Genomic DNA, 12,972 nt, shown 5'->3' with positions numbered 1-12,972 from the left:
CATGCGGCGACAACGCCGCCCATCCGCTGCAACACACCGCACGCCGCGCGCGGCCGCGCATTCGGGTACCCTTCGAGCGATCCAACGCATAGACAGGACCCACGCCCCAACCATGGTGAGCCTCGATCGTTTCGCCGTATTCCGTGCCGTGGTCGAAGCCGGTTCGTTCACGGCCGCCGCAACCGCGCTGAACCAGGCGCGGGCGGCCGTCAGTTTCAACGTGAAGCAGCTCGAAGCCGAGCTCGGCGTCACGCTGCTCACGCGGACGACCCGGCGTGTCGAGCTGACCGACGCCGGCGAGCGCTTCTACCAGCGTTGCCTGCGCGTGCTGGAAGAAGCCGAAGGCGCGATCGACGAGGTGCGCGGCGAGCATGGCGGGATGCAGGGCATCCTGCGCGTGACGTCGACGGTCGAGTATGCGGCGCGCGTCCTCGCGCCGATGCTGCATGCGTTCACCGCGCAGCATCCCGCGCTGCGCGTGCGGCTCGAAACGCATACGTCGCAGGCCGATCTCGTGCGCGACCGCTTCGACGTCGCGATCCGGCTCGGACGCCACGAGCACTTTCGCGACCTGCCCTATCGCGGCGTCTGCCTCGCCACCTACGACGTACTCGCCGTGATGGCGCCCGACCTGCCCGCGAAGGCCGGGCTTCCGCGGCCGGCGTCGCCCGGCGACCTGGCCCGCCTGCCGCAGCTCGGCCACAGCCGGCTCGAGCGAATCGCCGAATGGGCGCTCACCGATCGCGCGGGTAACGAGCACGTGTTTCGACCGGGCACGAAACCTCGCGTCGTCGTCGACAATGCGTCGGTATTGAGTGAACTCGCGCGCCAGGGCAGCGGCGTCGCACTGCTGCCCGAATGGCTCGTGCGCGACGATCTCGAAAGCGGCGCACTGGTCGATGCACTGCCCGCCTACCGGTTTCCGCAGCAGAACGTCTACGCGCTGTATGTCGCGACGCGGCACGTGCCGCAGAAAGTGCGCGCGTGGGTGGATTTCATGAAGATGCACCTCGCGCGAGCAGGCTGACGCAACGTGCGCGCACCCGGCCTTACGCTTGCGCCGCGCCCGAGCGCCGCCCCATCAGCAGTACACGCAGCAACGCCGGCAGCACCAGCAGCACGAGCGGCAACTGCACGATCAGCCCCGAAATGATCGCCACCGCGAGCGGCTGCTGCATCGCCGAACCCTGCCCGAGCGCGAACGCGAGCGGCAGCAACGCCAGGATCGCGGCAATCGTCGTCATCGCGATCGGCCTCAGCCGGTTGCGGCCGGCCGCAAGCAGCGCGGCATCCGGCGCCATGCCTTCGTCGCGCACCAGCCCCTGGAATTCCGACACGTAGAAGATCGCGACTTCCGTCACGATACCGACGATCATCGTCATCCCCATCATCGCGGAGATGTTCAGCTCGATGCCGGTCACCCACAGCCCGATGAACACGGCTCCGGTGGCGCACAGCGGCATCGCCATCACGGCAAGCGCCACGCGGAACCGCTCGTAGAGGAACAGCAGCAGGCCGAACACCAGCGCAACGGCCGCGCCGAACACCGCGATGAGCCCGCGAAACGCGATCTGCTGCTGCTGATACAGACCGCCCAGTTCGTAATAGACGCCCTGCGGCAACAGGTTCGCGTCGCCGAGCGAGCGCTGCACGTCCGCGATCGTCGAGCCGAGATCGCGGCCGTCGATCCGAGCCGTGACGGACACCATCCGCTTCAGGTTGTCCCGGCTGATCTCCGGCTGGCCGCTGATCGTGATGCGGTCGGTCACGCGATCGAGCGGAAACAGGTGCCCGTCCGGCGCGCGGATCTGCAATTCGCCGAGCCCCGTGCCGTTCATCCGCATCGCGTCCGCCATGCTCACGCGCACGCCGACCGTCTTCGGTCCTTGCTGGTACTGCGTCGCGACGCTCCCCTCGAGCAGGTCCGACACCTGCTGCGCGATCGACTGCGGGTCCATCCCCTCGGCGGCGGCCGCGTCGGGACGGATGTGCAGGTCGAGCGCGTCGCCCGCCGGATTGATGCCGTCGTCGACGTCGACGATGCCCTGGATCTTCCCGATGCGCGCCGCCACGCGTCGCGCGGTCGCCTCGAGCACAGCCGGATCGTCCGAATAGATCTTGATCTGCACGGGCTGCGGCACCGCGGTCAGGTCGCCGATCAGATCCTCCATCAATTGCGCGAGCTCGATGTTCACGCCGGGAACGTTCGTCTCGACCTTCGAACGGATCTCTTCCATCACGGTATCGATCGGCTCGCGCGACCCGGATTTCAGGCGCACGAAGAAGTCGCCCTTGTTCGGCTCGTTGAGGTCACCACCCAGGCCCGCACCGGTGCGCCGCGAATACGTCGCGACGTTCGGGTTCTCGCGGATGATCGTCTCCACCTCGCGCATCAGACGATCCGTCTCGGTGATCGAGGTCCCGGGCGCCGTATGGTAGTCGAGCACGAATCCCCCCTCGTCCATCGACGGCATGAACCCGCTGCCGACGCGCGTGAACGCGAACGCGGCCACGACCAGCAGCGGCACGACGCCCGCCAGCGCCAGTACGGGCTTGCGACTGACGCGCTCGACGAGCGCCGCGTAGCGCACGTTCAGCCAGTGCGCGAAACGCGACTCGCGATGCTCCGCCGCGTCGGCCGGCGTGAGCCAGTGATCGCACAGGATCGGGATCGCGAGCCAGCTCACGATGAACGAAATGAACAGCGCGCTCGCCATCGTGATCGACAGCGCCTTGAAGAACGCGCCGGTTACGCCCGACAGGAACGCGAGCGGCACGAAGATGATCAGCGTCGCGGCCGACGACCCTGCGAGCGGCCGCGTGAATTCGAGCGCCGCGCTCATCACGCGGCCGTGGAATGCGTGAGCGCCGGCTTCGCGCATGCGCCGCGCGATGTGTTCGATCATCACGATCGCGTCGTCGATCACGAGCCCGACCGCCGCCGCCATCCCGCCGAGCGTCATGATGTTGAAGCCCATCCCGAACACGTCGAGCAGCAGGATCGTCGTGCTCATCACGATCGGCACCAGCGCGACCGCGATCGCGGTGACCTTCCAGTTGCGCAGGAAGACGAACAGCGTGATCGCGGCCAGCACGACGCCGATCAGGATCGCGTCGCGCACGCTCGACGCGGACGCGATCACGAGCTGGCTCTGGTCGTACCAGTTCGCGAGATGCACGCCGGGCGGCATCTGCTTCTGGAAATCGGCGAGCTTCGCGCGGATCGCCGCGGCCATCGCGACACTGTTCGCGCCCGGCTGCTGGAATACGTTGACGAGCACCGCGTCCTGCCCGTCGGCCGTCACGCGGATCCATTGCGGAACCGTGCCGCGCGAGACCATCGCGACGTCGCCCACGCGCACCTGGTTGCCGCCCGCCGACGATACGACCGCGTTGCGCAGCGTATCGAGCGACGTGATCGTCGTATCGGCGACGACGAGATACAGCTTGTAGTGATCCTCGATCCGCCCGGTCGCCATCAGCACGTTACCGGCGCCGATCGCCTTCGACACGTCCTCGACCGACAGCTTGTACGCGGCGAGTCGCGCGGGATCGATCGCAACCTGCAGTTCGTCCTGCGCGCCGCCCGTCACCTCGACCCGCGCGACACCGTCGACCGACGACAGCAGCGGCCGCAACTGGAACTGCGCGAGATCGCGCAGTGCCGACAGCGACTGCCGCGACGACGTGAGGCTGTAGGCAAGCACCGGGAACACGGTCGGGTCCATCCGCTTCACCTGCATCGTCGTACCGGCCGGCAGCGACGGCAGGATTTCGGCGATCGCCGACTGCGCCTGCAGCGTCGCCTGCGACATGTCGGTGCCCCAGTCGAAGTTCAGCGAGATCTCGGCCGACCCGCGGCTCGTTTTCGACTCGACGTCGCGCACGCTCGGCACGCGCCGCAGCGCCTCTTCGACCGGCATGGTCACGAGCGTCGCCATCTGCTCGGCCGGCCGGTCGCCCGCGTCGAGCGACACGACCGCACGCGGGAACGACACGTTGGGAAACAGCGAGATCGGCAGCCGGAACGCCGTCAGCGCACCGGCAACCGCGAGCAGTGCGACGACGAACAGCAGCGATCGCCGGTGCATCTGCATCCATTGCCCGAAGTTCATTGCCGCACACCTCCGGCAAGACGCACGGCCATCCCGTCCTGCAATTCATAGTTGCCGGTCGAGACGAGCGGCTCGGCCGCATTCAGCGGACCGTCCACGCCGTAGCGATCGCCGCTTTCGACACGCACCGCGACGTCGACACGGTGCGCGGCGTGCTTCGGCGTCACCTGGAACACATATGCACCCTTTGCGTCGCGCAGCACCGCCGAGCGCGGCACCACCCACCAGGTGCCGGCCTGCGTCGCGATGTCGGCGCTCACGCGCGTGCCGGGGATGAACGCCGTGCCGCCGAGCGGCACGTTCGCGCCGACGTTCACGAGCTGGCTCTGCGGATCGATCGACGCCCCCGCGACGACGACCTGCCCCGCCGGGTTCGCATGCGCAAGCGCGGTCGACAACCCGTGCAGCACGACAGCGTCGCCAGCGTGGATCGACGCGGCCGCGGACGGATCGACGCCGAGCGTCACGTTCGCCTGGCGGCTCGACGTGCCGGCGGTCGCCGCAAGCTGCGCGATCGTCGCGCCCGCTTGCAACTGGTCGCCAGGCAGCGCCGACAACTGCGACACGACACCCGCTAACGGCGCCGCAATCGTCACGTCGCCGCCGTGCACGCCCATCTGCCGCTGCGCGGCCTCCCCCTGCTGCGCATCGTCGAGCGCCTTCTGCGCGGTGGCCAACTGTGACTGCGTCGCGAGGCCGTCGTCGTACAGCGATCGCGTGCGCGCGAGTTCGCCGCGCGCGAGCGTCAGCGCGCTCGACGCCTGCGACGCAGCCAGCACCGCGGCGGTGTCGGCCTGCACGACGACGAGCGGCGCGCCGCGCGCGACCGTCTGTCCGGGCAGCACCAGCACCTTGCGAACGCGTGCGGTGTACGGCAGGTTCACCGACGTCACGCTCGCCGACGACGCGGCGACGATGCCGTACGCGCGCACCTGCTGCGAGATCGGTGCACGCTGAACGCGCACGGCTTCAACCGAGGCGGTCACGGGTTCATCGGCGCGGGCGGGGCCGACGCACGGCGCAAGCGCGGAAAGCGCCACGACGAGTACGGCCGCACGGCGGCGTGTGAGGCAAGTCAGGACGGCTGGCATGAGGTCAACGCTGAGTGGAATCGGTGGAAAAGGCATCCGGGACGGCGCTGCCGAGCAGCGCCTGCAGGCCGATGCGCTGCTCGGCCAGCGCATCGCGCTGCGTCGCCGCGTCGATCCGCTTCGTCAAGGCGGCGAGCTGCGCGTCGGTGTACTGACCAAGCGCGATGTCGTGCGCGGCGTACGCATGCCGCGCATGCTCCGCGGCCAGTTCGAGCGCGGGCAGCGCAGCCTCGTCCTGCGCGAGCTGCTCCGTCGCGAGACGGGAATCGGCACGCAGGTGCGCGATATCCGCATAGGCGGCGTTCAGCCGGGTCTGGTATTCATCGCCCAGCCGCTGGCGGGTCGCCTGCTCGATCGCAACGTTGCCGCGATTGCGGTTGAAGATCGGCAGACTCAGCGCGATCTGGAAACCGGTCGTATAGATGCCGGACGTGTCGCGTGCGCGATTGAAGCCGACATTCAGGCTCGGAAACTGGTTCAGGATCGCCGCGCGATATTTCTGTTCCTGCGCGTCGTAGCCGGCCTGCAGCGCAATCAGGTCCGGACGCCGCTTCGGCAGCGCGGCCACTGCGGCGTCGAGCGTCGGGTCGGAAAGCGGCACTGCCTGGTCGGAGCCCGCAAGCCGCAACTCGACGTCCGGCGCGAGCCCGAGCAGCTCATTCAGGTCGTGATGCGTCTGCTCGCGCGCGCGAACCATGTCGTCGTATTGCTTGCGCGCATCGCCGTAGGCAGTCGACGCGGCGACGACAACGTCATCCGTCACGTTGCCGGCCTGACGCGCATGTGCGATCCGCTCGTGGCGCGCGGCGTCGAGTTCGCGCGCCTGCGCGAGCAGCGGTAACGCGGCGTCCTCGTAGCGCGCCTTCGTGTACAGCTGCTTCGCCTGAGCGACGACCTGCCACTCCTGCCACAGCAGGCCGAGGTCGGTCTTGCGCACGGTTGCATCGGCAGACCGCTTGTTCGCATTGCGCGTGACGATCGCCATTACGTCCATGCTCAGGCCGTAGTTGAACGCGCGCCCGAGGCCGGCCGCGCCGGGGAAATCGCTCGATACCGACAGTTGCGGATCGGGCAGCAGGCCCGCGGAAAATGCCTGCGCCTGCGCGATCCCGAGATCGTCGCGTGCGAGCTTCAGATCGGGATTGTTCGCGACCGCGAGCATCGCGATTTCCTCGATGTCGAAGCCGTCGGACGGATCGAAGCGATGCGCGGCCAGTTCCGGCAGCGGCATGGTGGCGGGATCGATGCGAAGCCGGTTCAGCGCGTCGGCGGTCGTCAGCGTCGCATGCGCGGTCAACGGCTGCGGTTGGTAGGTCGTGCAACCGCCGAGCGCGATGGCACATGACACTGCGCCGGCAAGCGCGGCGTGCACGGCACGCGGACGGAAAACGGAGAGCGACGACGAAGCAAGCGGAGAGCGGAACAACAGTCGCTCCTGGTCGGATGAACGTGAAAGTGGACACGTCCGCGACAGGTCGAAGCGAACGCTGCGCCATTATCTTGACCGCTTGCTTAAGGGTTGATTAAGCAGCCGCAGAACGGGCTGCTGAAGGGTGGCGCGTGAGGGACGGACACGACATGAAAGCGTCATGCATCGATGCCGCGCGCAAACCGAAAGGGAACCGACAGGAAGAAACGCACACCGCCACGCAACCACGCAGTCAGCACACATACGACGCCGGGCGGCCGCATCGACCGCCCGGCATCGTGCTTGCAATCGCTCAGTTGCCCCGCTCGGGCAAGCTCGCCGCAGCATCGACCGCGTCGACCGAACGCGTCAGCCACGGGCCGATATCCATCTCCTCGTATCGCACGAGCCGGGCCTTGCGCGCACGGCGATACGCCCACCAGATCGCGACGAACAGCGGAATCCACACGTAGATCGACAGCACTTCCATCCAGTCGATGCGGGCCGAGAAGAACGCCTGGTAATCCTGGCCGAGCGAGATCACGATGCAGATCGCGATCGCGAACAGCGGCCCGAACGGAAACCATTTCGCGCGGTACGGCAGCTGATCGAGCCGGTAGCCCTGCTTCAGGAACCCCTTGCGGAACCGGTAATGGCAGACCGCGATGCCGAGCCACGCGATGAAGCCCGTGATGCCGACGGTATTCAGCAGCCACAGATAGATGCTCTGGTTGTTGGTCAGCGACGTGAGGAAGCACAGCCCGCCGACGGCCATCGTCGCGTACAGCGCGTTGCGCGGCACGCCGCCCGGCGACAGCGTCGCGAACATCGCCGGCGCGCGCCCTTCCGCCGCGAGGTTGTACAGCATCCGCGTGGCCGCATAGGTACCGGAATTGCCGGCCGACAGCACGGCCGTCAGGATCACGAGATTCATCGCGCCGGCCGCGAGCCGGAAACCCGCGTGGCTGAACACCAGCGTGAACGGGCTCACGCCGATGTCGGTCACGTCGCTCTTCAGCAGGTTCGGGTCCGTGTACGGCACCAGCAGGCCGATCACGAAGATCGCGAACACGTAGAACAGCATGATCCGCCAGAAGATCTGCTTCACCGCGCGCGGGATCGTCTTGCGCGGGTTCTCCGATTCGCCGGCCGTGATCCCGACCAGCTCGGTGCCGAGGAACGAAAATCCCGCGATCAGCGCAACGCTCATCATCGCGTGCACGCCGCCGACGAACGGCGCGTCGCCCGTCGTGAAGTTGCGCAAGCCGACCGGATGTCCGTTCCCGATCAGGCCGGCCGCGATCAGCAGCCCGGCCGCGATGAACGCGACCACGGTGACGACCTTGATCAGCGAGAACCAGTATTCCGATTCACCGAAGCCGCGCACCGACAGCGTATTCAGCAGGAAGATCAGCACGAGGAAACCTGCGCCCCACCAGATGCCGGGTAGGGTTGGAAACCAGTAGCGCATCACGATCTGCGCGGCGACCAACTCGATCGCGATCGTCACGGCCCAGCTGTACCAGTAGGTCCAGCCGAGCGCGACGCCGAAGCCTTCGTCGACGTACTTCTCGCCGTAGATCGCGAACGAGCCCGATACCGGCATCAGTGCGGCCATCTCGCCGAGGCCCGTGACGACGAAGTACACCATCAGCCCGATCGCGATATACGCGGCGATCGCACCGCCCGGCCCCGCCTGCGCGACCGACGCGCCCGACGCGACGAACAGCCCCGTGCCGATCGAGCCGCCGATCGCGATCATCGCGATGTGGCGGCCCTGCAGACGGCGCTTCAGCGTCGTTCCGGACGGTGCGGCCGTCTCCGCTGCCGCTTGCAAAGCATCCATAGTGTTCACCCTGATTGGATTCTGGACTGGCGATTTGATTCGGAATGCAAATCGTCAGGTCGAGTCATTCACGTCGAAACCGGCCCTTCCCGGCCGGTCGCATCACACGACGCTGCGCTTGATCGCCTGCAGTTCGGCCGTCGTCACGATCTTCTCGATCCGGAACCGCGGGCTTTCCAGCCACACGTTCGCGATCCGCCGGTACTCGTCGAGATCCTCGCACGCAAGCCGCACGAGAAAATCGAACGTACCGCTGACGAGCCAGCAATCGAGCACGGCCGGATTCGCCCGCATCTCGTCCTCGAACGGCGCCTGCGAACGCCCGTGGTCGGCCAGCGTGACCTGCGCGATCACGACGATCGGCTTGGTCGCGCGCGGCGCCTTGATCACCGCGCGGTAGCCTTCGATCACGCCGAGCGCCTCGAGTCGCTCCACGCGTGCCTGGCACGGCCGCGGCGTGAGGTTCACGAGCTCCGACAGCTTCCGGTAGGAAATCCGCCCGTCGGTGCGCAGGATGTCGAGGATCCGGAGATCGATCTTGTCGAGCTGCATCTTCTTGTCGGTCATCCGCGTTCGCTCCGGTCGGGTCGTGGCTGGTGCGCGGAACGTCTCCTGTTCCCCGCGGGGGCCACATTATCCGGCCGAAGCGGCCGCGCGCCAATCGGCTAGAACCGCAGCGACAGGCAGGTCAGCCCGCCGTCCATCTTGCGGAACTCGCTCGTGTCGATCACGTGCAGCGGCAGCCCGAGCGGCGCGATCGCATCGTGCACGCGCGGATAACCGGCCGGCGTGATCAGCGTGCCGTTCACGCGCAGCGTGTTGCCCGCGTATTCGTCGGCGGCCGAGATCGCGATCCGGCGATAGTCGGCGAACGCCGGATGCGCGGCCAGCGCTTCGGTCACGAGCAGCGTGTCGTCGCCGAGCGCGTTGACGACCGACTTGAGATGCAGGCCGGCGCCCACCGGCACCGCGACGACCGAGTAGCCGTAGCGCGACACGAGCGATTCGAACGCGGCGATGCCTTCGGCGTCGGTGCGGCCCGTCAGGCCGATGTAGAAGCGCTTGCCGACCTGCATCACGTCCCCGCCGTCGAGACGGCCGTCCTGCATCGGCAGCAGGTCGCGATGCGCGGCCAGCGCCGCTTCGATGTGTACCGTCTCGCCACGCCGCGCGGGCGCACCAGGGCGCGTGATCACCGCGAATTCCGGCGTCACCACCGCGGTGTCCTCGACGAAGTGCGAATCGGGGAACGCGTCCAGCGGCGGCAGTTCGGTCAGCTCGACGCCGAGCGTGCGCAGCGCGTCGCAGTAAGCGTGGAACTGGGTGAGCGTCTTGTCGTAATCGGGCGCGCCGAGTTCGGCGGTGGTCAGGCCCGCGCCACAGGACGGCGCGGGGCGGCGAACGATCGCTTGCGTGAATTGCATCGACTCCTCCATGGTCAGCGCCGCACCCGTGCTGCACACGGGGCGGCTGCGTTGTGTCCGGACCATTATCGGAAGCCAAATTGCGCAATTCGTGTCGATTTCGGCTGCGCCGACAGCCGATTGCGTCGAATTGCGCGCCGCAGGCAGCGGTTTCGGCAGACGGCCGCTCACCGCCTGGCGGACGGCCGCTTTCGCATGCGGCGGGGCCTGCTACACACCCGGCCCGAACCCCATCTGCGAACGGCCGAGCGCCGTGAGATCGCTCTCCCCGCCGCGCCCGTCGAATTCGACCTCGAAATGATCGGCCGGGAAATCGGGCGGGCTCTCGCCGCGCAGGAACGCCGCCCGCTGGCGCTGCAGGTACGCGTCGTTCTTCGCGCAACCGGGCGCGGCCGCAATGTACATCACGTTGCTGTCGCCATTGCCGCGATGCGCATCCTCGACCGCGTGCACGACGTCGCCATGCCAGAACACCGCGTCGCCCGGCTCCATGTGCGGGATCGGCACCAGTGCGTCGAGCAGCAGCGCGTGCCATTCGGGCCGGATCGACAGCGCGCGGCCCGGACGCGCGCCGCACAGGTCGTCATCGGCGACATCGTCCTGCAGCGCGCGCAGCACGACGTAGGCCATCGCGTTCGCGACCGGGATCAACTGCAGCGTGCCGTCGCCGGGCCCCTGCGGCGTCAGTGCGGTCCAGCCCTGGAACGTGCGGAACATCGAGCACACGGCCGGCGACGGGATCTCCTCGACGTCCGGGCGGAACGCCGCATCGAACGGGTCGTAGTCGCGCCAGCGGCCGGCCAGCACGTGACGGTAGACCTGGCGGAAATTCGCGCCGAGCCAGCGTTCGACGGAACCGCCGTCGACATGCGGCGACAGCCCGAGCGACGTCGAGCCGGGCGGCCGCCGACGAATCCGGTCAGCGTAGGCCGGCACCTGGTCGGGATCGAAGTGCGTGCGCCCGCCATCCGCGTGCCGCCACAGGCGATTCAGGAACACGCGCGCCTGGGTCAATGCAGGCGACTGGCGCGCAGCCACCTGCGGCTTCGACCAGTAGACGCCGTAGATCTGCGGCTTGCCCGACGCGAGGTTGCCGAAATAACGGTCCTCGGCGCGTGCGTGCAGCCGCTCGGCGAAGCGGTTCGCATCCAGGTAGGCGCCGATCTCGTCGTTCCAGTCGCGCGCCTGCTGCGCATCGAATACGCCACGGATCACGACCGCGCCATGCGTGCGGATCGCGGCAACCAGGTGCGGATCGACGGCCCCGCCCGCGATGTCCGCGAACGGCACCACCGGAATCACGTCCTGGCCATGCGCATGCGCGCGCCGGATCGCGTCGACCTGCCGCGCAATGTCGCCCTCCAGTTCGCCGAACGTGGCCGCATAACCGGGCAAGTCGGCGCGCAGTGCCCTTTTCGCGTCGCGAATTGCGGCAGGCAGGTCGTCAATCGTCAATTGCATCGTGGTCTCCTCGCTGACAGGTGTCGTGTGTGCTGTCAGCGTACGGCCGGTGCGCGGCAGCAATTACCACTATCCGGCCAACTATCGATACAATCCGGACAACCGTGCGTCACGCCGGACGATGGCAGACCACGCACAGCTTGTTGCCGTCCGGATCGCGGAAATAGGCGCCGTAGTAGTCGCGGGGATAGTCCGGCCGCAGGCCCGGCGGCCCTTCGCAGGTGCCGCCGTGACGCAGCGCGAGCGCGTGGCAGCGATCGACGTGCGCGCGCGTCGGCGCAACGAACGCGATCGTGTGGCCATTGCCCGGCTCGGGCGCGCGACCGTCGAGCGGTTGGCCGAAGAAGAACAGCGGCCGGTCGGTGTCGGCCGGCATCCAGCCCGACCAGCCGTCCGGCTCGCGGAATTTCAGGCGCAGCCCGAGTTCCGCGAACAGCGGCGCGTAGAAATCGTAGGCGCGCGCGGTGTCGGTCACACCCACGCAAACATGTGAAAACATCGCATCGCTCCGTCGTGACGAATGCTCACGATCATGCCACGGCGCGATGCCCGCCCTCGCCCGGAGGCCGCGATGAAACCGCAGTACGAGCACGTGACGTTCGCCCCCGGCTGTTCGATCCGCGTGTATCACCGCCAGCTCGCCCGCATCCCGTTCGAATGGCATCGCCATCCCGAATACGAGCTGACGCTGACGCTCAACAGCCGCGGCCGGCGCTTCATCGGCGATCACGTCGCGTACTACGCGGACGACGACCTGGTGCTCGTGCCGCCCAACCTGCCGCATACATGGTCGTCGAACGCACGCATCGACCGCGAGGCGCCCGAAGTCGCGCTCGTCATCTGGTTCGACGGCGACTGGGTGCGGCGTCTGGCCGACTGCTGCCCCGAATACGCGCCGCTGCGCTCGCTGCTGCGGCGTGCTGCGTCGGGCCTGCGCTTCGACGCGGACGCCGCCCGCGCGATGCGCGCGCGGCTGCCGCAGTTGCTCGATCCGTCGCCGCGCACACGGCTCGCGGCCGCGCTCGACACCCTCGCAGATCTCGCGGAAGCCGGCGGCGAACCGCTCGCCACCGCGCACGCGTACGACCGCACCGACGGCACGGCACCCCAAACCGGCACAGCCGCACCCGAAGCCGAACGTCTCGATCGCGTGCTCGACGCGATCGACCGGCACTTCCACGAACCATTGCGCATCGACGCGCTCGCCGCCGCCGCGCACATGTCCGAACGCACGTTGCAGCGCCTGTTCGTCCGGCATCTCGGCACAAGCGTCGGCCGCTACGTGCAGCGGCTGCGGCTCGCGCACGCGTGCCGTCATCTCGTCGGCACCGACTGGCCGATCGCGACCGTGGCTGCGCGCTGCGGCATTCCGAATGCCGCGAACTTCAACCGCCAGTTCCTCGCCGCGCGCGGGATGACGCCCGGCGCATACCGGCAGTTCTTCGTGCAGCACGGCCACGCGCCCGACGGCGACGCGCCCGCACTCGACACACGCCCACCATCGCTGGAGCGCCGCGCCGGCCCCGGCGAACCTCGGCCGCACAAATAAAAACACCCCGACGGGATGACCCGTCGGGGTGTCGTGGCGTTGCGATCGCCCGACGCGAGCGGCCTGCCGGCCGTTCGC

10 protein-coding genes are annotated in these 12,972 nt (G+C 68.2%); 2 read left to right on the top strand and 8 right to left on the bottom strand.

The annotated features are described in order from the left end of the window. The first annotated feature begins 112 nt into the window (after positions 1-112). Positions 113-1,027 (top strand): LysR family transcriptional regulator, encoded by a 915-nt coding sequence (locus tag BDI24065_RS13420; RefSeq protein WP_175031674.1) that lies wholly within the window; start codon positions 113-115, stop codon positions 1,025-1,027. Positions 1,028-1,049: 22 nt separating this feature from the next. Here BDI24065_RS13420 and BDI24065_RS13415 read toward each other — a convergent pair whose 3' ends face one another. The 8 genes from BDI24065_RS13415 to BDI24065_RS13380 all read right to left on the bottom strand — a co-directional run bounded on the left by BDI24065_RS13415 (position 1,050) and on the right by BDI24065_RS13380 (position 11,844). After that, a complete protein-coding gene (locus tag BDI24065_RS13415; protein ID WP_175031673.1) occupies positions 1,050-4,115 on the bottom strand; it encodes an efflux RND transporter permease subunit in 3,066 nt (1,021 codons plus the stop codon). Then, positions 4,112-5,101 (bottom strand): efflux RND transporter periplasmic adaptor subunit, encoded by a 990-nt coding sequence (locus BDI24065_RS13410; protein WP_254609748.1) that lies wholly within the window; start codon positions 5,099-5,101, stop codon positions 4,112-4,114. Before BDI24065_RS13410 ends, BDI24065_RS13415 begins: the two co-directional genes overlap by 4 nt. 109 nt (positions 5,102-5,210) lie before the next feature. Then, positions 5,211-6,632, bottom strand: coding sequence for a TolC family protein (locus tag BDI24065_RS13405; RefSeq protein ID WP_175031671.1), 1,422 nt, complete (start codon positions 6,630-6,632; stop codon positions 5,211-5,213). 295 nt (positions 6,633-6,927) lie between these two features. Continuing rightward, positions 6,928-8,460, bottom strand: a complete 1,533-nt coding sequence (locus tag BDI24065_RS13400; RefSeq protein ID WP_175031670.1) for an amino acid permease — start codon at positions 8,458-8,460, stop codon at positions 6,928-6,930. Between the two features lie 102 nt (positions 8,461-8,562). Continuing rightward, positions 8,563-9,027, bottom strand: a complete 465-nt coding sequence (locus BDI24065_RS13395) for an Lrp/AsnC family transcriptional regulator (RefSeq protein WP_174937114.1) — start codon at positions 9,025-9,027, stop codon at positions 8,563-8,565. 98 nt (positions 9,028-9,125) lie between these two features. Beyond that, positions 9,126-9,884 carry a dimethylarginine dimethylaminohydrolase family protein gene (locus BDI24065_RS13390; protein ID WP_175031669.1) on the bottom strand — a complete coding sequence of 253 codons (759 nt, stop codon included), beginning with the start codon at positions 9,882-9,884 and terminating at the stop codon, positions 9,126-9,128. Positions 9,885-10,094: 210 nt separating this feature from the next. Beyond that, on the bottom strand, positions 10,095-11,345 hold the full coding sequence (locus BDI24065_RS13385) for a DUF1479 domain-containing protein (RefSeq protein ID WP_175031668.1): 1,251 nt from the start codon (positions 11,343-11,345) through the stop codon (positions 10,095-10,097). 109 nt (positions 11,346-11,454) lie between these two features. Next, entirely contained in the window at positions 11,455-11,844 is a 390-nt protein-coding gene (locus BDI24065_RS13380) for a VOC family protein (RefSeq protein ID WP_175031667.1), read from the bottom strand. 72 nt (positions 11,845-11,916) lie between these two features. Here BDI24065_RS13380 and BDI24065_RS13375 point away from each other — a divergent pair, with 72 nt between their 5' ends. Next, positions 11,917-12,894 (top strand): helix-turn-helix domain-containing protein, encoded by a 978-nt coding sequence (locus BDI24065_RS13375; protein WP_175031666.1) that lies wholly within the window; start codon positions 11,917-11,919, stop codon positions 12,892-12,894. Positions 12,895-12,972: the final 78 nt, after the last annotated feature.

The sequence above is a fragment of the Burkholderia lata genome (genome assembly GCF_902499025.1).
GTDB lineage: Bacteria > Pseudomonadota > Gammaproteobacteria > Burkholderiales > Burkholderiaceae > Burkholderia > Burkholderia lata_C.
The sequence above is the reverse complement of the archived record's forward strand: the minus strand, read 5'-3'. Positions and strand labels throughout refer to the sequence as shown.

Bases quoted from the DNA above. Each gene is read 5' to 3' on its own strand.
- BDI24065_RS13380 (WP_175031667.1), bottom strand. From the start codon at position 11,844: ATGTTTTCACATGTTTGCGTGGGTGTGACCGACACCGCGCGCGCCTAC.
- BDI24065_RS13395 (WP_174937114.1), bottom strand. From the start codon at position 9,027: ATGACCGACAAGAAGATGCAGCTCGACAAGATCGATCTCCGGATCCTC.
- BDI24065_RS13420 (WP_175031674.1), top strand. From the start codon at position 113: ATGGTGAGCCTCGATCGTTTCGCCGTATTCCGTGCCGTGGTCGAAGCC.
- BDI24065_RS13390 (WP_175031669.1), bottom strand. From the start codon at position 9,884: ATGCAATTCACGCAAGCGATCGTTCGCCGCCCCGCGCCGTCCTGTGGC.
- BDI24065_RS13385 (WP_175031668.1), bottom strand. From the start codon at position 11,345: ATGCAATTGACGATTGACGACCTGCCTGCCGCAATTCGCGACGCGAAA.
- BDI24065_RS13415 (WP_175031673.1), bottom strand. From the start codon at position 4,115: ATGAACTTCGGGCAATGGATGCAGATGCACCGGCGATCGCTGCTGTTC.
- BDI24065_RS13375 (WP_175031666.1), top strand. From the start codon at position 11,917: ATGAAACCGCAGTACGAGCACGTGACGTTCGCCCCCGGCTGTTCGATC.
- BDI24065_RS13400 (WP_175031670.1), bottom strand. From the start codon at position 8,460: ATGGATGCTTTGCAAGCGGCAGCGGAGACGGCCGCACCGTCCGGAACG.